Here is a 21275-nt window from a genome sequence, read left to right as displayed (position 1 = left end):
TAGAACGCTCATTTTGAAGAAATGTGAGGAAGTGTCTTTCATGCAAGATGATTTCGATTCTTATCATTCTATTAAAAAATATAAAGAGACCTATATTCATCAATATGAGTTAGATACTCAAAAATTAAACGAATTTCATGACCAAATGATGAAGAGTGCTAGCAAGCTAGCACTCTTTCACCTTGAAAAAGAAACTGGTCGTCCCCCTTGTGACTACTCATGGTTTGTTATGGGGAGTGGAGGACGAAATGAACAAGGTCTTATCAGTGATCAAGATCATGGAATTGTATATAAAGAGGATTCTGAACATGCACTTAATTATTTTAAGAAGCTAGGAGATGAGCTTTCCAAAGGTCTCAATGAAATTGGTTATCCATTTTGTGAAGGAAAAGTTATGAGCTCTAATCCATTATGGTGTAAATCATTAACTGAATGGAAAAAACAACTTATAAATTGGATGGATGATAAAAGTTGGGAATCTATTCGATATTTGCAAATTTTCTATGATTCAAGAAGTATACTAGGAGATAATCCTTTAATAACTGATTTAAAGTGTACTATATTTGACTATTTAAATAATAACAAAGAATTACTGCAACGTTTCATGGATAATATTCAGCATATTAAAAATTCGGTGGGGCCACTCGGTCAAATATATGTTGAGCCTATAGGACAATACGAGGGTTGTATTGATTTGAAAAAAACAGCTTTCTTACCATATGTTAACGCTATTAGACTTTTAGCTATAAAAGAAGGTTTAAATGAAACTTCTACATTACAGAGGATAAATAAGCTATGTGAAATTAATAGTTGCTATAATGAACTTTCACACTATAGAGATAACTTTGATAAATTACTGAAATACAGATCTCTATTGTATTCAAATGCAGAAGCATATGATGATGTTCATTATCTGAATGTGAAAAAATTAACTAAACAAGAAAAAAGAGAGATCAAGGATATTTTAAGGGATGGGAAGAAGTTGCATCAATTTGTACAAAGGATAATCGATAAAGGGTGTTTTCGATGACATTAGACCCATTTTTCTTCATGAAAGGTAAATTAGGTGCTTCACAAAGTCAGCAACAAGTCGCCTATTTGCGACAGTTACAAAGGGAGATGCGTGTTGAAGAAACATTAAATATCCCACTTTCTGATTTAAATGTAATTGTTTTTGATATTGAAACAACTGGTTTTTATCCTGATCAAGGAGATCAAATCATATCAATTGGTGCGATTAAAGTAAAAGGTGAAGTAATTAAAGAAGAAGATAGTTTTTATTCATTAGTTAAATGTGAGAAACCATTAAAAGATGAAATCACATCTTTAACAGGTTTATCAAATGAAGATCTAAAAGATGCTCCACCATTATCAGAAGTTTTGTTTCAATTTTTCCGTTTTGTTGAAGATTTCACACTTGTCGCACATCATGCTAATCATGAAAAAAACTTCCTGCAACACGCTTCTTGGAAGTTATATCGTGCACCTTTTAAACATCGTCTTGTTGATATGTCTTTTTTATATAGAATGGCAGATCCTGGATGTAAACTAGTTACACTTGATGAGTGTTGTGAGTATAATGGTATTCCTATATTTGGAAGGCATCATGCGCTATATGATGCCAAATTAACAGCAGAGTTATGGAGTCGCTACGTAAAAAAATTGAAAGATATCGGGTGTGAATCCTTGAAAGATCTTTACGAGGAAATTGCAAAAGGATAAAAGATATCATATTAAATATGCGCATGTTTCGTAATGGGAATATGTGTATTTTTTAATGTGTAAATTTTCTTAGTAAAATAAAATTTAATGTTTTTGAGCATTATGTATCCAATTATTAAGGTTTCCTGAAAATTTTGAATATAAAATAAGTTATTTTAATTTAGTTGTATAAGTAGTAAAATAGGACTAACGCTTTACATATTTAATTTGATTTATCTAACCTAGCTTCAGCATGAATTGTTATACGTTATGGTATTTGTAAGTTTGTTTGGTTTTTATGACTAAAATGTTATGTGGCTGAGTAGTAACTAGTACCTAGATAACGCTCATTAATAATGTACTGGTGTCTAATTATGTAAATATGTTTTGGCGGCCATCTTTAGGTTACATAAACAAATTTAAAAAGAAATTAAAGAAAGAGCACCTTGGAGGAGAAATTAATGAACAGTAGATGGAAAAAAGCTTTGAAAGCTATTAGAAACCATTTTAACAACTTAATTGGTTTAAACAAAAAATTAACCATAAGGATGAAACTAATTATTGCATTTGCTGTTGTTTTATTGTTGCCTAGCATATCAATTGGACTTATATCTTATCAGTCTGCCAAAACGGAAATTGAAAAAAGCATGTTGCAAACTGCTAGAGAAAGTGTTCAATTAATAAATACTTCTCTAAATACACAACTAGAGCCAATACAAGAAGATATAAACTATTTTGCACAATCTGCCAAAACTCCTAATACAACAATTACTGAAGAAGACAAAAGAAATATAGTAGCGAAATTTAATCAGTATATTCAAACAAAGACCGAGGCACAGACTATTTATATTGGTACAGCAGAGGGAGACATGATTATTGCTCCGTATACTCAATTACCTGATGATTATGATCCAACCAATCGACCATGGTATGAATTAGCAATGGAAAGAAAAGGAGAAGTGATCATCACAGATCCTTATATAGATGCAAGTACAAATGAAACTTCTGTTACTATTGCAAAAACTTTAGATGATCGATCAGGTGTTATTGCAGTAGACATAAATATTGCTGCATTAAGTCAGCTAACAGAACAAGTAAAAGTGGGCGATGAAGGCTATGTAACAATAATAGACAACACAGAAACGTATCTTGTTCATCCTACAAAACAAGGACAAAAAGAAACTGGAAAATGGATTAGTAATCTATTTGAAAGTGACAATGGTCATTTTTTATATGAATTTGATGGTGCAGACAAAGAAATGCAATTTACTACAAATGAAGCTACAGGATGGAAAATAGCAGGTACAATGTATTCAAAGGAATTCTCTAAGGCTGCTGAAAGTATTTTTATAAAAACATTAACTGTTATTATTAGCTTTCTTATTATAGGTGGGCTTGTTGTCTTTATTATTATCAGAACGATCTTACTACCAATTCGTGCACTTGTTGTCTCTGCAGAAAGAATTAGTGATGGAGACTTAACAGAAGAAATAGATGTATCTTCAGGAGATGAAATAGGTCAGTTATCAAAGAGCTTTCAAAGAATGGTAAATAATTTACGCTCTGTGATTTTGAGCTTGCAAACTTCTTCAGAGCGTGTAAGTGCTTCTTCTGAAGAGCTTATTGCAAGTGCGAATCAAACAACAGCTGGTACTCAGCAAGTTTCTGCAGCTGTTCAACAAGTTGCAAGTGGTGCAGAAAATCAAACTGCTAAGATAGAAGCAAATAATTCTTCATTAGAAGAAGTACTGCAAGGAATCTTAAATATATCGAGTAGCTCAACACAGGTGTCTGATATGGCGCAAGAAACTGCGCTTGAAGCTATAGAAGGCGAAAAATATGTAAAAAATAATCTAGAACAAATGAAGTTTATTCATTCTTCTGTTTTAGAATCTAACAAAGTAATACAATCTCTTTCAGAACGATCAAATGAAATTGGGAAAATTCTGGATGCGATTTCACAGATTGCTGATCAAACAAACCTTTTAGCATTAAATGCTGCTATAGAAGCAGCAAGAGCTGGAGAGCATGGTAAAGGATTTGCTGTTGTTGCAGATGAGGTTAGAAAATTAGCTGAACAATCTCAACAATCTGCAGGCCAAATTGCCTTGCTGATTAAAAGTGTTCAAGAAGATACAAATAAATCAGTTGATATTATGAGTAAAGTATCTAAAAATGCTGAAGAGGGTCTGGTAATCTCAACGGAAACATCAGAGAAATTTGGTTTTATCATGAATAGAATGAATCAAATGACTCCACAAATTGAAGAAGTTACAGCAACAGTTCAACAAATGTCTGCTGCGGTACAAGAGGTAAGTGCATCTGCGAATGAATTATCAATCATTGCAAAAGAGAGCTTAGCAACATCTGAAGAGGTAGCAGCAACAACTGAAGAACAACTAGCATCAATGGAAGAGATTAATTCGGCAGCTAAAGCTCTTACAGGAATGGCAGAAGAGCTGCAATCATTAATTGAACAATTTAAAGTTTAACCAATAATTAAAATAGCTAATTGAGTTAATATTTATATCTAACTTAATTAGCTTCTTTTTATTGGTTCCTTTCTAATACTTTGTTGCTTTTTAAATATTTTTATAGGTAGTAATGAAAAGAGCCTCTATTTTACGTACTATCACCTTTTCCCAGGTAGTCTACTGGTATAATTTACATAAATATGGTTTTTTATATAAACTTTTAATAAGGGAGGTACTATGAAATATAAAAAAGCAAAAATAGTTATAGGTATATTATTAATTCTATTTATATTAATAATAGCTAGTTATAAGGGTTTGGACTATATGACATCAACAAAAGTCTTTGAGAAAGATCCCAAAAAAGCAATAGAGAAAAGTGATATAGACATTAATGAGGATGTTTCCACTGATGTTATTAATGTTCCAGCATCAAAAGATGTTGTCGTTTTTTCAACAACCGAATATGAAAATGGTCATGATTTTATAATTGAATTACATGAATTTTACAATGAAACGTTATGCTGGGGGCGTGTACATACAGCTGATTATAGGAAACAACAGGAAAAGGCGTTACATATTGTGTCTATCTTCAAAGATATTGAAGTGAAAGATAAAATGCTTTATGAAGATTTTTTAACTATTGAAAATACTGCAAAAAAAGTAATAGATTCTGATGACCGTGATGCGATGATAAAACTTCACCGCTTATTTCATGACTTAGATATTTATTTTAATGGATATTCTGAGGATGATACGTTTGGTGTAACAAGCTATAAAGGTGTTTAAGAGTAATAGAAAAACGATTGACAATAAATCAATCGTTTTTCTATGTTTTCTTTTTAGGTCTTAGATCAACGTACCTTGTTCTTTCTTTATCAAAAGAAGGATATTATTTTTCAATCTCAGCTACCTTTACTAGTGATTTGCCAATATTGACTCCTTTGAAAAGGTCTAAGAAAGCATTAATTGTTTGGTCAAAACCAACCGTGATTGTTTCTTTATATTTTAATTTGTCATCTTTTAACCATCCTGCTAATTCTTGAATTCCTTCTTCAAATCGATCAGAATAATTTCCAACAGTAAATCCTTGCATTAACGTGCTAGTCTTTATTAGATGTGTTTGAACTCGTGGACCTATATCTTCAGTGGTATTATTGTAAGATGAGATAGCACCACAAACTGGAATTCTTGCAAAATTATTTAGAAGAGGAAAAATAGCATCCGAAATTGTTCCTCCAACATTTTCAAAGTATACATCAATACCATCTGGACATGCCTTTTGAAGGGCAACAGCAACATCTTCAGTATGATAATTAATTGCTTCATCAAATCCAAAATCATTTACTAGTAAATTCACTTTATCTTCTGATCCAGCAATACCAACAACGCGGCAGCCCTTAATTTTCGCGATTTGACCAACGATTGATCCGACCGCACCAGCAGCACCTGATACAACAACTGTTTCACCTTCTTTAGGCTTACCGATATCTAATAAACCAAAATAAGCTGTTAACCCAGTCATGCCTAATACACTAAGGTAAGTTGACACTGGTGCTATGTTTGGGTTAATTTTGCGAACTGTATTTTCCTTTATTATGCTATATTCCTGCCAACCAAGTGATCCAAGGACGAAATCGTTCTTTTTAAATAAATTTGATTTTGATTCGATCACTTGTCCAATAACACCACTAGAAATAACATCATTTAATTGAAAAGGAGGGATATATGATTTCGTATCATTCATTCTCCCGCGTAGATATGGATCGACAGAGATATAAACAGTTTTGACAAGAATTTCTCCATTTGAGGGTGTTCCAATGCTTGTTTCAACAACTTCAAAGTCATTATGTGTAGGTGTTCCTATGGGTCTGTTTTTAAGTAATATTTGTTTTTGCATATTCCTCACCTTTCAAAATTTGGATATGTTCTATTCTAATATAACGAATCAATGAAATTAAATAAAATAAAAAGACTTGTTTAAAAGTATTTCATTATAACCAAGTTGATTCTAAGAAAATGATCAATATAAGGATATAGTAATATTTTAAAGTATACTATTCATTTTCGCTTCTCTTTCAATAGATCTCGTATTTCCTCTAATAAAAGTTCACTATTTGTTTTGGTTTGGCCTATTGGTTTATCATGATCTATTTTCCTTAATTTATAGAAGAGTTGGACAAAGAAAAAGATACTATATGTGATGATGATAAAATCTAAAACAGTTTGCAAAAATGAACCATACTGTATAGATGAATCCTTAAAAGTAAATGAAAACTCCTTTAAATTAATACCACCAAGGGCAATACCTATGATTGGCATAACTAGGTCATCAACTAACGATGTTACAATCTTACCGAATGCAGTCCCAATGATAACTCCTACAGCTAAATCAATAACATTTCCTCTTACTGCAAAGCGAAGAAATTGTTTAAACATAGTTGCCTCTCCAATCTTTCATATATTCAGATTTTTGATTATTATTATGTTGATATTTTGGTTGAAAGAGCTTTCTATTAAGATGCTTTACACTTCGGTATATAACAAAAAATTTTGCGAAATAATTTCTTCAGAAAAGTCAACATTTACGAGGAAACCATAAAAAAATACTTGTAGTGTGAAAAACTCTTTAATTTAGATGTATTCACTATAGACAAGTTTAGAAGGAGAACATTAAATTGAAGATTAACTTGACTGAATAAAAAAGACTGGCCAATGTTTTTTCTAAAAGAAAAAAAGAAATTATATAGTATTATCGGTGATCTAGTTCTCGTGATTGAACATATTGGAAGCACTTCTATAGAGGGTTTATCAGCAAAGCCAATTATTGATATGATAATTGGAATAAGTGATGAAAAATTATTAGATGTTGTAGCGAAGAAACTAACTGATAAACCATATATATATATCAGCTTATAACAAAGAAATTCCTTTTCGACGTTTTTTTATTGGGGTAAAGGATAACAGTATAGATCGTTATTCAGCTATTATCACAGCAGATAATTTGGTTGATATTCATCATGAGCACAGAAAGACACATATACACGTTGTCCCATTGCATAGTAATTGGTGGTACGATCATATTCTATTTAGAGATTACTTGAGAGTATCTCATGTGGATCGTATCCAGTACGAAGGAATCAAAAAAGAGCTTTCAGTTCGTAATTGGAATAATGGAAATGAATATGCAAGTGCGAAGTCAGATCATATTAAGGCAATATTAAAAAGGGATCGTGAATGGAAATAAAACTTTTCATCTACCGATATGGTGTTAAATATTAGATTATGTATGTAATCACAAGTATGTTTCGACCTAACTAAAGGAGATTATCTGGCATCGCGATTTACTTCGATTTGTGGAGTAGTTGAGGTGCTATCTTTGATTTTATTCATACAAAGGTCTTAGTTAGTTGGAAGGTGATAAACCTAAGACTAAAGTTGTAATTAAAAAAACCTTACCACAATTATGGAAAATTATTTCGAATACCGATATATTTATATAGATACTGTTATATTTATAGATAGTATGATTTTTAGAATATAATCCTGGAGGAGAAAATATGGATACTTTTAAGAAGCTAAAAAGCTTTTATTGGCCGTATAAAAAATACTTTTTATGGTCATTGTTTTTTGTTTTGTTTATGACGGCCATTACCGTCATATATCCTATCGTATTGCAACTCACAATTGATGAGATTGTTTTAAAGGAACAATATGAATATATCCCTTGGATTGTTATCGGGTTTCTTTCTTTGATGGGCATTAAAGCTATCTCTGCATTTTTCCATCAATATCTTGGTGATATGTTTGGTATTAATTCTGTTTACCGACTTCGAAATGCATTGTATGAGAAGTTACAACGATTACCTTTTATGTATTATGATAATGCGAAAACAGGAGATTTAATGTCAAGGCTAACAGCAGATGTGGAAGGATTTCGTTTCTTTTTATCATTTGGTTTTTCAGAGCTTGTTCGCTTTTTACTATTAATATGTGGAACACTTACAGTTATGTTTATTTATTCAGTACCATTAACTCTGGTTACAGTTGCAGCGTTACCGTTTTTAGCTGTAGCTGTCTATCATTTTGATAAAAGAGTACATCCGGCATTTCGTAACATACGTGAGTCTTTTGGAAAACTTAATACAAATGTACAAGAAAATATAAGTGGAATTCAGACAGTGAAGGCTCTTTCAAGAGAAGATTTTGAAATTTCTAAGTTCAATCAAGCTAATGGCAGTTATAAAGAAAAGTCACTAATTACTTCAGGGATATGGGCAAAATTCTTCCCGCTTATGGAGTTGATTGGTAATATTTGTGTTGTTGCTTTACTTGCATATGGAAGTGTCCTTGTTATCAGAGGAAGCTTGCAGCCTGGAGAGCTTGTTGCCTTCTTTAGTTTAGTTTGGTATTTAATGATGCCTATCATGCACTTAGGATTTGTTATTAATTTATTTTCACAATCCAAGGCTTCTGGTGAAAGATTACTAGAGATCCTTGAAGCAGACGAGAGCATTCGAGATCAAGAAAATACAGTTCCAATTAACAATATCAAAGGACATGTAGCTTTTGACACTGTTAGCTTACGTTATCAAGAGGAAGATGCATTAGCGCTTAGTGATATCTCATTTGAAGTAGGTGCTGGAAAAACAATTGGTTTAATTGGAGCTACAGGTTCCGGGAAAACAAGTTTAACCCAACTGATGACAAGGTTTTACAAACCTTCAAGCGGGCAAATATTCATAGATGGAAGAGATATTAAGGATTATCCATTAAAAACACTGCGCTCAAATGTTGGTGTCGTTTTACAAGAGTCTTTTTTATTTTCTTCAACAATTAAAGATAATATTTCCTATGGACGTCCTGATTCTACCATGGAAACAATCATTGAGGCGGCGAAGAGAGCGCAAGCACATGACTTTATTATGGAATTGCCAAATGGGTATGACACAATGCTAGGTGAACGTGGTCTTGGGTTATCAGGTGGTCAAAAACAAAGAATTGCTATTGCAAGAGCTATCTGTATGAATCCGAGCATACTTATCTTAGACGATTCTACAAGTGCTGTTGATATGACCACAGAATTTAATATTCAAAAAGCATTAAAGGAAGTAATGAGAGGAAGAACAACGTTTATTATTGCTCATCGTATTTCTTCTTTGAAGCACGCAGATGAAATATTAGTTCTTGAGAACGGTTCAATCGTTGAAAGAGGAACACATGATGAATTAATTATGAGAGAAGGATATTACAAACGAATATTTGATATCCAATATCAAGATCAAAAGGCTGTTTTACAGTCAACAGTAGGGTAGGTGAAAGCATGGAACATAAAGAAAAGAAAACTAGGATCATGGAAAGATTTCATTATTCAACAGAAACAGTCATTGATAAACCGTTTAACTGGAAGCAAATGTGGAGACTTTTTAGTTACTTAAAACCATATTCAAGAACATTACTTCCTTCAGCATTTATAGCCGTACTCATCTCAGCATTAGTTAGATTAGTTGCACCAATTTTGATTGGAAAATATACACTTGATTATGCAATTGCCAATAAAGATATGAGTCTATTAACAATATTAGTGGTTACAATTGCAGGTTTATACATAATATCGTATATTGCTAATACCTTTCGTATAAGGTGGATGAATATGCTTGGTCAAAATGTCATTTATGATATACGAAGACATTTGTTTACACATGTTCAATCATTATCACATCGTTTTTTTGATCAACGTTCAGCTGGTTCAATTTTAGTAAGAATTATGAATGATATTAACTCACTTCAAGAGCTTTTTACAAGTGGTGTTATTAATCTCTTAATGGATTTTATTTTGTTAATTGGTGTTGTTGTTTTGTTGTTTACATTAAGTCCTGAACTGACATTAGCGATTATGGTTATTGTTCCAATCATGTTTTTTATCTCTACTAGTTTAAGAAAAAAAATTCGTCGTTCATGGCAAACAGTTAGGCTTAAGCAATCAAAGCTAAATTCACATTTAAATGAGTCGATTCAAGGAATTCGTGTTACTCAATCATTTACTCAAGAAAAGGAAAATATTGAATTCTTTGAAGGCGTAAATACTGAGAATTTTCAATCATGGCAAAATGCCACAAAACGGAATGCGATGTTCACTCCAATGGTTGAAATGACAAATGCTATTGGTACAGCAATTCTCATTGCCTATGGTGCAACATTAATAGCTAATGAATCGATAACAATTGGGACTTTTGTTTCTTTTGCTTTTTACTTAGGAATGTTTTGGGAACCAATTTCTCGTTTAGGTCAGGTTTACAATCAATTATTAATGGGGATGGCATCGTCAGAAAGAATCTTTGAGTTTATCGATGAAAAGCCAATAGTGGCTGAATTACAAAATCCTACTAAACTTTCTAATATGGAAGGTAAAATAGAATTCGAGCATGTTGAATTTGCTTATGATTCGTCTAGAAAAGCACTTAATGATATTTCATTAACGATTGAAGCTGGTCAAACTGTTGCATTAGTTGGTCATACTGGATCTGGTAAAACAACAATCGCTAACCTAATCAGCCGGTTCTATGATGCGACAGGTGGGAATGTGAAAATCGATAATGTAAATATTAAGAATTTGTCACTTGAAGCACTGCGCTCACAAATTAGTGTTGTTTTACAAGATACGTTTATTTTCTCAGGAACGATTATTGATAATATAAGATTTGGTCGTCCAACAGCATCTGATGAAGAAGTAATAGATGCAGCGAAAGCAGTAGGAGCGAATGATTTTATTCAAAACTTATCAAATGGTTACTTTACAGAAGTCGAGGAAAGAGGAAATGTCCTTTCTGTAGGAGAGCGTCAACTCATTTCTTTCGCAAGGGCATTGCTTGCAAATCCAACAATCATTATTCTAGATGAAGCAACTGCAAGTATTGATACTGAAACAGAGGTTAAAATTCAGCATGCATTAAAAACACTTTTAAACGGTAGAACAGCAATTATGATTGCTCATCGATTATCAACAATTCGTGAAGCGGATAATATTATTGTATTGGATCATGGAAATATTATGGAGCAAGGAAATCATGAACAGTTGATGGAGAGAAAAGGTATCTATTATGGATTAGTGAAGGCACAGTTTAATATGCTAGAGGTCGGATAAAAAGAGGTGATTTTTCACCTCTTTTTTTTTATGAATTTATGAGAATTCAAATCCCCTCATTAATGATCCTTTATCTATAATTTCTTATCTATTCTGTATATAAACAAAGAGTGAAAACGAGGAGCTTATATCTATAAACAAAATGAACAAAATATAGTTTATAAATATTATAAAATAATTTATTGATTTATTTACTTTGGTCAGGGGCTGATACTATTCTATTCATAGAAGATCATGACAGCTTCTTAATAAAATGATGATGCACAGATTTCATTTAAAGATATGTTTGTGAATAGGGGGAGAAAAAGGATAATAGGTTCTGGAGAGGAAACAACATTAAAGTTTAACAAACTAAAAGTAAACTGTGGGAGCTATGTAAAATGTGGGTAATAACTGTTTTTGCTAATGAAACAATTAAAATGTTTGAGTATGAAGATGAGCTTGAAGCGAAGAAATCTATAGAAAACATGAGAGGTCGCAAAATTCTTTCGCATGTAGTTTATTTTAATGATCAGCTAGTTGAAGCAGTTATCCAATAAATAGTTAATATTCTGACCTAATGTTGTAATATCTTTTCTCACAGCCAGTAATTAGTGAGAAGGAAATTATAGGGTCAGTTTTTTTATGTAATTAATAGTAATAGGTGAGGGGGAACTATATTTGGAGAGAAAAATAAGTTTAGTTCCTATTATAGAAGCGGTGATCCTGGGAATAGTGGGAGGATTTATTTTCAAATTCCTTCATTTGCCATTAGCTTGGATGTTAGGACCTTTAACTTTTGTATTGATATGGAGGTTACTTACGAAAAGAAGTCTACATTGGCCTATAGGTTTTAGGAATACAGGACAACTGATTTTAGGGTATAGTATGGGATTGTCATTTACAAATGAAAGTGCCCAACAAATTCTACATCAATTTCCATCAATGCTAATTAGCACGATTTCAATGGTGTTATTTGGATTTGTAATAGCAATCATTATTTCAAAAATAGTCGGAATTGGACTACCAAGTGCAGTAATGGGAACAACACCGGGCGGCTTATCACAAATGGTTGTGTTAAGTGAAGAAATTAGTGAAGCAGAGCCTACAATTGTGACATTTATGCAAACCGTTAGAATGTTGACGGTTATCTTTATCGTTCCAATTTTAACAATTAATACGTTAGTTGCTTCTAATATAGAAGGGGATTTTGTAGTGCAGCAATCCCAAGTAAGTGAAAGTGGATACTTCCAACTTTTTATTTTTTTTGTTGTCGTTTTTCTTTTTACAAAATTGGCTGTACGTTTACATTGTCCGACACCATGGATTATTGGTCCTCTCCTTTCATCAGCTTTATTAAGCTTAAGTGGTTTTGAGCCCTTACATGTACCAAATTTCTTTACAATTATTGCTCAGCTCTGTCTAGGAATTTATTTAGGTCTTGGTATGAAAACTAATAAACTGAATAATTGGAGGATGCTCTTACCAATTACGCTTTTATCATCATTTTTAGTGGTGGGATTTTCTTTATTATTAGCTTATGGATTACACAGTATTTTTCAAATATCTATGGCTACCGCATTTCTATGTATCGCACCAGGTGGCCTACCAGAAATGGGAGTCACTGCTCAAATAGTAAATGCGGATCTATCCTTGGTGGCTGCTTTTCAGTTATTTCGTGTATTCTTTATTCTCTTTATCATTCCACTATTTTTAAGAAAGGTATTTGGCGAGAACAAAGAGGAAAAGATAGTTAAACTAAGCTAATTCATGTGAACAAAATGAATAAAATACACAATAAAAATTAAAAGAAGAATAATGAGAAAACGATTACAGATTAGAAGTAACATATTAAGATGAGATTAGGATGTTAAAACGCTTCCAATGTTCTAATATCCCCTTTATGATTTAAGATTTGGAGGTAACAAATGTCTCAATTAGGTAATGCAAGCATGAATATCATTATACGGCTTCACTTTCAGAAGACGCTTATCACCTTTAGTGAAATTGCGAAAGTCATTGGAGAAGAAGGAGGAGATATAGTTGGTATTGATGTTATCTCTACAAGCAAATCTCAAACAGTACGTGATATAACGATAACTGTGAAAAATCAACAACATGGACAAGCTGTAATGGATTTTATTGGTCAGTTGAAGGGTGTAAAAGTCATTTCAGTTTCAGATCGGACATTCCTTTTGCATTTAGGTGGAAAGATTGAAGTGACACCTAAAAACCCTATAAAGAATCGAGACGATCTCTCAAGAGTATATACTCCTGGAGTAGCACAGGTTTGTCATGCTATTGCAGAAGAACCACTTAAAGCACACTCTTTGACAATTAAAAGAAATACGGTAGCTGTTGTCTCAGACGGTACGGCAGTCTTAGGATTAGGAGATATTGGACCACTCGCAGCTATGCCAGTAATGGAAGGGAAAGCTATGCTTTTTAAGCAAATGGCGGACGTAGACGCTTTTCCAATATGTCTAGATACAAAAGATCCTGAGGAAATTATCTCTATTGTAAAATCAATTTCACCTGCTTTTGGAGGAATTAATTTGGAGGATATTTCTTCTCCTCGTTGCTTTGAGATTGAAGAGAGACTAAAAGCTGAACTAGATATACCAGTATTTCACGATGACCAACACGGAACAGCAGTTGTTCTGCTAGCTGGGCTATACAATGCCTTAAAGCTAACTGGTAAAAAAATAGAATCTATTAAGCTTGTTTTAAATGGTGTTGGTGCTGCTGGAACTGCTTGTGCTAAAATGCTGATAGCTGCTGGAGTGACGAATATTATTGGAGTTGATCGCGAAGGAGCTATTCATAGGGCTGCGATATACGAAAATAAAAATTGGACAGAATTTGCTAAAATAACGAATCCAGAAAATATAAGTGGTTCATTAACTGACGTGATAGATGGTGCAGATGTATTTATTGGGGTTTCAGCACCAGGTGTACTAAAAGTTGAACACTTGAAATCAATGGCATCTGATCCAATTGTCTTTGCATTAGCGAATCCAGTTCCTGAAATAGACCCGGAATTAGCAGAGCCATATGTAAAGGTTATGGCAACTGGAAGATCAGATTTTCCAAATCAAATAAACAATGTTCTTTGCTTTCCAGGAATTTTTAGAGGTGCACTAGATTGCCGTGCTTCAGAAATTAATGAAGAGATGAAAATTGCTACTGCAAAAGCAATTGCTGAAGTTGTTTCAGATGATGAACTAAGTGAAACATATATTGTCCCAAGTGTTTTTAATCAAAAAGTGGTTGAGAAGGTTCGTGAGGCAGTAGTAAAGGCTGCATATGAATCCGGTGTAGCTCGTAAAGATTTATTTAAAGAAGAAAACAGGTTAGTAGAGACTTTTTAGTCACTCACTTATCAGGATACTTTATAAAGGGTATTAGTAAATCTATTATGTCAAAAGTCATTAAGGCAGAACACAACATACAGGTAGTAGGTTAATGAAAAGAAAGACTGTGAATGAAATATCAGTCTTTCTTTTTTATGCTTATATAGTTGACCTATAGTGGTGTAGTAATTAATATATGTAAAAATTATCTGTTTATTTTCGTGGATAATGGTGTGTTTTTACAAATAAAGTTTGTCTTCGCTTTAAATACTTTAACAAAAATAACCACTTTCTTATTGCTAGCTTTAAGCTTTGTTAATATATATGAGAATCATATTAATAGTTGAGGTTTATTACTAACTTATGAAACTATTTAAAGCATCTTTCGTAATAGTAATTAATGACAATTATTGGAGGGTGTTTTTTCATGCAAAATGAGACAATCATAGGGCGAGAAACAATTCGAATAAAAAAACCAACATTATATGGGATGATCTTTAGTCCAAGAGAACAGTTTGAAAGAATTAAAGCAGGACCAGTAATATGGCTGCCATTAATATTATTATCCATAGTTTCAATGTGTGTGGCGATTTTTGTTACCTTGAATATTGATATTGAATATGGTGCTGTGTATGGTCTTGAATTGACAGATGATGAAATATCAGTAATGAAAGCAATTAACCTAGTGCTTGCCACTCTTGGTGGATTATTAGGAGCGCCTATTAGCTATGCAATATTTGCTTTAATTTTACTTGGAATATCAAGAATGATTAAAGCAGAAGTCGGATATAAACAACTGTTTTCATTAATAATTTATGTAAGTTTCATAAGCATGATTGGTCAAGTAATAAATCAGTTTTTTATCATGATGATTGATGGAAATCCAGCTGTTTATCTGACAAGCTTAAATGGCTTTATTCGTGCAAATGGGGTTTTGGGTGGAATGCTAGGTGTTATTGAAGTGTTTAGTATTTGGTATTATATTCTCTTAGGCATAGGTTTAGTAAAGGTTGCTAATATTTCAAAACCTGTAGCATACACAATTATGGTTATTTTCTTCATTATTACCCTTATTGTTGCTGCAATTAATGGACTATTTCAAGGAAATATATAGAAACACAAAAATTTTAAAAAGGTCACTAGTTCTCTTTACTTGATTATTTAAGCAAAAATGGAGTGTTAAAAGATCTAAAAAGACTGCTCATCTCCTTTCAATTTAATAATTAGATATGAATGAAGATTATCCTCAATGTAGAAACTATTTCAAAAAGTAGTTTTTCTACAATAGGGTTTTTTTAAGTTCAAAAGGTATGGATGATATATGATCGAAAATGATTGCTTTTAGAGAAAGGTTAATGAAAATTTATGATTAACATCCTAAAGGTATTACTTACTGTATCAACACTAATTGATATATGGATAGTTACAAAGACGAAATGAGGTGAAAAATGATAAAAATGAATGTTTTTGAAAGAGTAAAAGAATTATGATGAAATATTATGATAGAAAATGATAAAAAGTAATTGATTTTGACTGAATATGATTATATAATGAAAATGTAAAGATAATGAATTCGCTTACAAATATTAGGTGGTGTTCATTTTATGTTAATATCTGAGCGTCATTTCCTGATTTTTGGATCATTTAAGAGCAAATTTATTTACATTCAAAAGCGTGTAGAACCAACAAATACCTTTGAAGCGTCGATTATAAGATATTCAACTAAATTAGAAAATGGGAGAAATAATAAAAAAGAAATCATGGTATTGCTGACCTATTAAAAAGAAATTAGCAGAACCATATGTAAGTGAAAATTCAATCAAAAACTATCAGTATAATAAATTAATTACTAAATACTGAAATTAAAATATCAATATTTACGTTATTAAAAGAAATATATGTTTAGCAGATCATTCAAAATGTGATGAGATTTCATTCTTAAATTTTGCTAATCTCTCAGACGCAAGAATTATAACAATGAAACTGAGGATGTTGATCAAAAATACAGTTATAAAGGTCGTGAAGACATGATATATACCGTAACTTTAAATCCGTCAGTAGATTATATTACTGAGGTTGCAAATTTTGAATTAGGAGCATTAAATCGTACAGCTTCAGATTCTAAGTTTCCAGGAGGAAAGGGAATTAATGTATCACGTGTATTGAAGCGGTTGGGTGTTGAATCTAGCGCACTAGGATTTATCGGAGGATTTACAGGTGATTATGTAAAGGATTTCTTAAAAAAGGAAAACATTGATACTAGTTTTATTACTGTTAAAGGTGATACACGTATCAATATAAAGTTAAAAACAAATGTGGAAACAGAAATAAACGGACTTGGACCTAGTATAGCGGATTCAGAAGTAGAGGAATTTTTTAAAGCTTTTCAAAAGATGGAAAAACAAGATATTGTCGTTCTTGCTGGAAGTATACCTGGAACACTATCATCGACTATTTACAATGAAATTATTTCGATTTGTAGAGATAAAGAAATAAAGGTCGTTGCAGATGTCTCTGGTGATGCTTTAAAAGAAATTATTTCTGAAAAGCCTTTCTTAATTAAACCAAACCACCATGAACTAGGAGAATTGTTCGAAACAGAGATTTCTTCAATTCATGAAGCCTTATATTATGGTAGACAACTAGTTAATCAAGGTGTTGAAAATGTTATCGTTTCATTAGCTGAAAAAGGAGCATTACTTATAACAGGAAATAGTAGTTATATTGCGAATGTTCCGAAAGGTAAAGTGTTGAATTCTGTTGGAGCAGGTGACTCAGTTGTTGGAGGATTTTTAAGTGCTATATCTAAAAATCATCCAATAGAAGATGCATTTAGGATTGGTGTTGCCTCAGGTAGTGCAACAGCATTTTCTTTAGAGTTGTGCACAAAGGAAAAAGTAGAGGAACTATTACCTCAAATTAAAATAGAGAAAGAGGGGGAAGTAAAATGAGAATAACAGAATTATTAACAAAAGACACAATGAAATTGAATATCCAATCAACAACAAAGGAAAATGTAGTAGGGGAATTAGTTAATGTATTAGATAAGGCTGGTAAGTTATCAAATAAAGCAGCTTATGAGCGTGCAGTATTAGATCGAGAAAAACAAAGTACTACAGGAATTGGTGATGGTATTGCAATACCTCACGCTAAAACCAATGCAGTAAAAACACCAGCAATTGCTTTTGGTCGTTCTACAAAAGGAGTAGATTATGAAGCATTTGATGGTCAACCTAGCCATTTATTCTTTATGATTGCTGCGACTGAAGGTGCTAATAATACTCATTTAGAAGCATTATCAAAACTGTCCACAATCTTAATGAAACAAGAAGTAAGAGAAAAGCTATTATCAGCTAAAACTGAAAATGATATTTTATCTATTATCGATGAATATGATGTTGAAGATAAAACAGAAGAACTAACTGAATCTCGTTCTGGTAAAATTCTAGCAGTTACAGCATGTCCAACAGGTATTGCACATACGTATATGGCAGCAGATTCTTTAAAAGAACATGCCAAAAATATGAACTTATCAATAAAGGTTGAAACAAATGGATCTGGTGGAGCAAAAAATGTTTTAACTTCAGGTGATATAAAAGAAGCAACAGCAATTATTGTTGCTGCTGATAAGCAGGTGGATATGGATCGCTTTAAAGGAAAACACGTGATCATTGTTCCTGTTGCTGATGGGATTAGAAAGCCCAAAGAATTACTAGAGCGTGCAGTCAAACAAGATGCTCCAATTTACCAGGGTAGTGGTGGAGAAAACAAGACAGAAGAAAGTAGTAACCAAAGAACAGGGTTTTATAAACATCTCATGAACGGTGTTTCAAATATGCTACCATTTGTTGTAGGTGGCGGGATATTAATTGCTTTATCATTTATGTTTGGTATACACGCTGCCGATCCTAATCACGAATCATACAACAGATTTGCTGAAGCTTTAAGTACGATCGGTGGTGGAAATGCATTTGGATTAATGATACCTGTATTAGCTGGATTCATTGCATTAAGTATTGCAGATCGACCAGGGTTAGCACCAGGTATGGTCGGTGGATTTATGGCAGCACAAGGTGGAGCAGGATTTTTAGGTGGGTTAATCGCAGGATTCTTAGCAGGTTATATTGTCGTATTATTGAAAAAGCTTTTAGCAGGAATGCCTGCATCTTTAGAAGGAATTAAACCCGTATTACTTTACCCTGTATTAAGTATTTTCGCTGTAGGTATGATCATGTTCTTTGTTGTTAATCAACCTGTAAGTGCATTAAATGTTTCAATTAGTAATTTCTTAGGTAATTTAGGAACTGGTAATTTAGTTCTTTTAGGTCTTATACTAGGCGGGATGATGGCCATCGATATGGGTGGTCCAATCAATAAAGCTGCATTTACATTTGGTATCGCAATGATTGATGCTGGTAATTTTGCTCCACATGCTGCTGTAATGGCAGGTGGAATGGTACCACCACTTGGGATTGCCTTAGCAACAACTATTTTCCGTAACAAATTCACAAAACGTGAACGTGAAGCTGGAATCACTTGTTATGTGATGGGTGCATCTTTTATTACAGAGGGCGCGATTCCATTTGCAGCTGCTGATCCGGCACGTGTTATTCCATCAGTCATAACTGGTTCTGCTGTAGCAGGAGCTTTAGCGATGTTTTTTGGAAACGGATTACGTGCTCCACACGGTGGTGCATTTGTTATCCCGTTAGTAGAAGGAAATCCGTTGCTTTATTTGCTAGCTATTTTAATTGGTGCGGTTATAACTGCAATCATGCTTGGTCTATTAAAAAAGCCAGTTACTGAATAATGAAAATAAAAGCTGATAAGAGACGAATGTACTTCGAATCTTTCAGCTTTTTTGTTTAAATTTCTTGAAAGAGGGTAAATTTTAATAGTGATACAAATTTAGAGATCTTTTCTTGGTTCTGTATGCTTATCGTAAAAATGATACTATTTATAAAGAGGCTATGTTAAAGGTTAATGTTGATTTTTAGCACATTGTTGATTGGAGTGCAAGGCATGAGACTCCTGCTTAGAGAAGCGTGTCAAAGGGAGACCACACACGCGCTTGCGCCGAGGAGGCTCTCGGACTGTCCGAGGAAAGCGAATGCCTGTAACGGAAATCAACAACAAAGTTTTACAGAGCCTATAAAGAAAAGATTGCCATTTATTCTTCAGGTGCTAATTTTTATAGTATTTAGCGATAAGTAATCCATTTCTAATATAATAGTGAAAGGAATGATTATGAATGTCAAACGTACTATTTACATCTACTGCAAAAGCTGTTGGAGGAAGAGAAGGAAGAGTAGAATCTTCTGACGGAAATATTAATGTGAAACTTGCAATGCCTGGATCTCCAAGAGCGAAAGAAATACCTGAGGCAACAAACCCTGAACAGCTTTTTGCATCAGGTTATGCAGCGTGTTTTGATGGAGCTTTACAATTAATAGCTAAAAAAGAAAAGGCGAATTTTGATTCGGAGGTTACTGCTAATGTCAGTCTAATAAAAGATGAAGCAGATCAAGGATTTAAATTAGGTGTATCTTTGCAAATTAAAGGTACAGGAATTGAAAAATCTCAATTAGAAGAGCTTGTAAAAAAAGCACATGATTTTTGCCCATATTCAAAAGCAACAAAAGGAAATATTGATGTAACTCTTGAGGTTGTATCTTAAAATAAACTTTGCTACTCATAAGGTTTAGAGGATTTACATACAACGTTTGCATAAACTAGTTGCATAATAAATTAATTGATCAGAAATTAAAGGCTAACATGGGGCCTTTTGTTTCTGGTCTCTTTTGTGTTCTCATTTTATAATAGTAAACAAGTTGTGAGTATATACGAAGACAGAGAATTAAGTTTTGTCACTTTTATAGTCTTAATTTACAATTTCATTATAATTAAACTTACTGTTTTTCCAATTTAAGAGAAATTCATCTGAAAAAATAAAGGATTTTTTAATTTTTTAGCAAATAAATTGGTAATAAAGTATAATGGTAAAAGAGCTTATATAGGAGGATTTTTATGTCGCAAACCGAAACAGAATCATCGAAAACAAAGATATGGGAATGGACGAAAGCAATAGTACTAGCTGTTGGGTTGGCGATGATTATCCGCTTCTTTTTATTTGAACCATATTTGGTAGAAGGATCTTCAATGGACCCAACGTTAAAAGACGGAGATCGTCTATTTGTGAATAAAACATTAAAGTTTATCGGAGAAATTGAAAAAGGTGACATAGTCATTATTGAAGGCAAAGAAGAAAAAATTCGCTATGTAAAAAGGATTATTGGGTTACCTGGTGATAAAATAACAGCTGAACAGGGTAAAGTCTATGTAAATGGACAGGAAATAACGGAGCCTTACTTAGAAGGTAATGAAACAGAAGCAGAGCAAATGGGTATGATGTTAACAAGTGATTTTGACGAGATCGAAGTACCAGAGGGAAGTTATTTTGTAATGGGTGATAATCGTTTAAATAGTATGGATAGTAGAAATGGCTTAGGTTTAATTGAGAAAGAACGGATACTTGGAAAGTCAGAATTTATCTTCTTTCCTTTTGATCATTTAAGTAAGACAGAATAAATCAGTAACAGTACTAGCTGGATTTCACATTTAATAAAA

18 protein-coding genes are annotated in these 21275 nt (G+C 32.8%); 16 read left to right on the top strand and 2 right to left on the bottom strand.

What is annotated here, in order from left to right; all coding sequences use genetic code 11:
- Positions 1-40 precede the first annotated feature (40 nt).
- The 4 genes from JOC75_RS07325 (at position 41) to JOC75_RS07310 (ending at position 4961) form a co-directional block, all read left to right on the top strand.
- Positions 41-1030, top strand: coding sequence for a DUF294 nucleotidyltransferase-like domain-containing protein (locus JOC75_RS07325; protein WP_204953355.1), 990 nt, complete (start codon positions 41-43; stop codon positions 1028-1030).
- Positions 1027-1722 carry an exonuclease domain-containing protein gene (locus JOC75_RS07320; RefSeq protein ID WP_204953354.1) on the top strand — a complete coding sequence of 232 codons (696 nt, stop codon included), beginning with the start codon at positions 1027-1029 and terminating at the stop codon, positions 1720-1722. The genes JOC75_RS07325 and JOC75_RS07320 overlap by 4 nt, the downstream gene beginning before the upstream one ends.
- Before the next feature lie 440 nt (positions 1723-2162).
- Positions 2163-4193, top strand: coding sequence for a methyl-accepting chemotaxis protein (locus JOC75_RS07315; RefSeq protein ID WP_204953353.1), 2031 nt, complete (start codon positions 2163-2165; stop codon positions 4191-4193).
- A gap of 219 nt (positions 4194-4412) precedes the next feature.
- Complete coding sequence (locus JOC75_RS07310) at positions 4413-4961, top strand: hypothetical protein (RefSeq protein ID WP_204953352.1); 549 nt, start codon at positions 4413-4415, stop codon at positions 4959-4961.
- A 103-nt stretch (positions 4962-5064) separates the two neighbouring features.
- Here the strand turns inward: JOC75_RS07310 and JOC75_RS07305 are convergent, their stop codons facing one another.
- A complete protein-coding gene (locus tag JOC75_RS07305) occupies positions 5065-6072 on the bottom strand; it encodes an NADP-dependent oxidoreductase (RefSeq protein ID WP_204953351.1) in 1008 nt (335 codons plus the stop codon).
- 161 nt (positions 6073-6233) lie between these two features.
- Complete coding sequence (gene mscL, locus JOC75_RS07300; RefSeq protein WP_204953350.1) at positions 6234-6611, bottom strand: large-conductance mechanosensitive channel protein MscL; 378 nt, start codon at positions 6609-6611, stop codon at positions 6234-6236.
- A gap of 276 nt (positions 6612-6887) precedes the next feature.
- Here mscL and JOC75_RS24200 point away from each other — a divergent pair, with 276 nt between their 5' ends.
- The 12 genes from JOC75_RS24200 (at position 6888) to lepB (ending at position 21236) form a co-directional block, all read left to right on the top strand.
- Positions 6888-7091 (top strand): GrpB family protein, encoded by a 204-nt coding sequence (locus tag JOC75_RS24200; RefSeq protein ID WP_204953349.1) that lies wholly within the window; start codon positions 6888-6890, stop codon positions 7089-7091.
- 85 nt (positions 7092-7176) lie between these two features.
- Positions 7177-7419, top strand: a complete 243-nt coding sequence (locus JOC75_RS07290; protein WP_338036553.1) for a GrpB family protein — start codon at positions 7177-7179, stop codon at positions 7417-7419.
- Between the two features lie 313 nt (positions 7420-7732).
- The gene (locus JOC75_RS07285) at positions 7733-9487 is read left to right on the top strand and encodes an ABC transporter ATP-binding protein (RefSeq protein ID WP_204953348.1); all 1755 of its coding nucleotides are present in this window, start codon (positions 7733-7735) and stop codon (positions 9485-9487) included.
- A gap of 8 nt (positions 9488-9495) precedes the next feature.
- The gene (locus JOC75_RS07280) at positions 9496-11316 is read left to right on the top strand and encodes an ABC transporter ATP-binding protein (protein WP_204953347.1); all 1821 of its coding nucleotides are present in this window, start codon (positions 9496-9498) and stop codon (positions 11314-11316) included.
- 380 nt (positions 11317-11696) lie between these two features.
- Complete coding sequence (locus JOC75_RS07275) at positions 11697-11855, top strand: hypothetical protein (RefSeq protein ID WP_204953346.1); 159 nt, start codon at positions 11697-11699, stop codon at positions 11853-11855.
- A 121-nt stretch (positions 11856-11976) separates the two neighbouring features.
- Positions 11977-13062: an AbrB family transcriptional regulator gene (locus JOC75_RS07270; RefSeq protein WP_204953345.1), complete on the top strand. Its 1086-nt coding sequence runs from the start codon at positions 11977-11979 to the stop codon at positions 13060-13062.
- A 161-nt stretch (positions 13063-13223) separates the two neighbouring features.
- On the top strand, positions 13224-14666 hold the full coding sequence (locus JOC75_RS07265; protein ID WP_204953344.1) for an NAD-dependent malic enzyme: 1443 nt from the start codon (positions 13224-13226) through the stop codon (positions 14664-14666).
- A gap of 409 nt (positions 14667-15075) precedes the next feature.
- Entirely contained in the window at positions 15076-15762 is a 687-nt protein-coding gene (yknW, locus tag JOC75_RS07260; protein ID WP_204953343.1) for a YknW family membrane protein, read from the top strand.
- Positions 15763-16675: 913 nt separating this feature from the next.
- A complete protein-coding gene (gene pfkB, locus JOC75_RS07255) occupies positions 16676-17599 on the top strand; it encodes a 1-phosphofructokinase (protein WP_204953342.1) in 924 nt (307 codons plus the stop codon).
- Positions 17596-19458 (top strand): PTS fructose transporter subunit IIABC, encoded by a 1863-nt coding sequence (locus JOC75_RS07250; protein WP_204953341.1) that lies wholly within the window; start codon positions 17596-17598, stop codon positions 19456-19458. The genes pfkB and JOC75_RS07250 overlap by 4 nt, the downstream gene beginning before the upstream one ends.
- Positions 19459-19899: 441 nt before the next feature.
- Positions 19900-20325, top strand: a complete 426-nt coding sequence (locus JOC75_RS07245) for an organic hydroperoxide resistance protein (RefSeq protein WP_204953340.1) — start codon at positions 19900-19902, stop codon at positions 20323-20325.
- A gap of 350 nt (positions 20326-20675) precedes the next feature.
- Positions 20676-21236, top strand: coding sequence for a signal peptidase I (gene lepB / locus JOC75_RS07240; RefSeq protein ID WP_204953339.1), 561 nt, complete (start codon positions 20676-20678; stop codon positions 21234-21236).
- Positions 21237-21275: the final 39 nt, after the last annotated feature.

Source organism: Metabacillus crassostreae, assembly GCF_016908395.1.
Taxonomy (GTDB): Bacteria; Bacillota; Bacilli; order Bacillales; family Bacillaceae; genus Metabacillus; species Metabacillus crassostreae.
The sequence above is the reverse complement of the archived record's forward strand: the minus strand, read 5'-3'. Positions and strand labels throughout refer to the sequence as shown.

Excerpts from the sequence above, each read along its gene's own strand:
- JOC75_RS07280 (WP_204953347.1), top strand. The coding sequence starts at position 9,496 with ATGGAACATAAAGAAAAGAAAACTAGGATCATGGAAAGATTTCATTAT.
- JOC75_RS07325 (WP_204953355.1), top strand. The coding sequence starts at position 41 with ATGCAAGATGATTTCGATTCTTATCATTCTATTAAAAAATATAAAGAG.
- pfkB (WP_204953342.1), top strand. The coding sequence starts at position 16,676 with ATGATATATACCGTAACTTTAAATCCGTCAGTAGATTATATTACTGAG.
- JOC75_RS24200 (WP_204953349.1), top strand. The coding sequence starts at position 6,888 with ATGTTTTTTCTAAAAGAAAAAAAGAAATTATATAGTATTATCGGTGAT.
- mscL (WP_204953350.1), bottom strand. The coding sequence starts at position 6,611 with ATGTTTAAACAATTTCTTCGCTTTGCAGTAAGAGGAAATGTTATTGAT.
- JOC75_RS07310 (WP_204953352.1), top strand. The coding sequence starts at position 4,413 with ATGAAATATAAAAAAGCAAAAATAGTTATAGGTATATTATTAATTCTA.
- JOC75_RS07285 (WP_204953348.1), top strand. The coding sequence starts at position 7,733 with ATGGATACTTTTAAGAAGCTAAAAAGCTTTTATTGGCCGTATAAAAAA.
- lepB (WP_204953339.1), top strand. The coding sequence starts at position 20,676 with ATGTCGCAAACCGAAACAGAATCATCGAAAACAAAGATATGGGAATGG.
- JOC75_RS07305 (WP_204953351.1), bottom strand. The coding sequence starts at position 6,072 with ATGCAAAAACAAATATTACTTAAAAACAGACCCATAGGAACACCTACA.
- JOC75_RS07315 (WP_204953353.1), top strand. The coding sequence starts at position 2,163 with ATGAACAGTAGATGGAAAAAAGCTTTGAAAGCTATTAGAAACCATTTT.
- JOC75_RS07275 (WP_204953346.1), top strand. The coding sequence starts at position 11,697 with ATGTGGGTAATAACTGTTTTTGCTAATGAAACAATTAAAATGTTTGAG.
- JOC75_RS07250 (WP_204953341.1), top strand. The coding sequence starts at position 17,596 with ATGAGAATAACAGAATTATTAACAAAAGACACAATGAAATTGAATATC.
- JOC75_RS07265 (WP_204953344.1), top strand. The coding sequence starts at position 13,224 with ATGTCTCAATTAGGTAATGCAAGCATGAATATCATTATACGGCTTCAC.
- yknW (WP_204953343.1), top strand. The coding sequence starts at position 15,076 with ATGCAAAATGAGACAATCATAGGGCGAGAAACAATTCGAATAAAAAAA.
- JOC75_RS07320 (WP_204953354.1), top strand. The coding sequence starts at position 1,027 with ATGACATTAGACCCATTTTTCTTCATGAAAGGTAAATTAGGTGCTTCA.
- JOC75_RS07245 (WP_204953340.1), top strand. The coding sequence starts at position 19,900 with ATGTCAAACGTACTATTTACATCTACTGCAAAAGCTGTTGGAGGAAGA.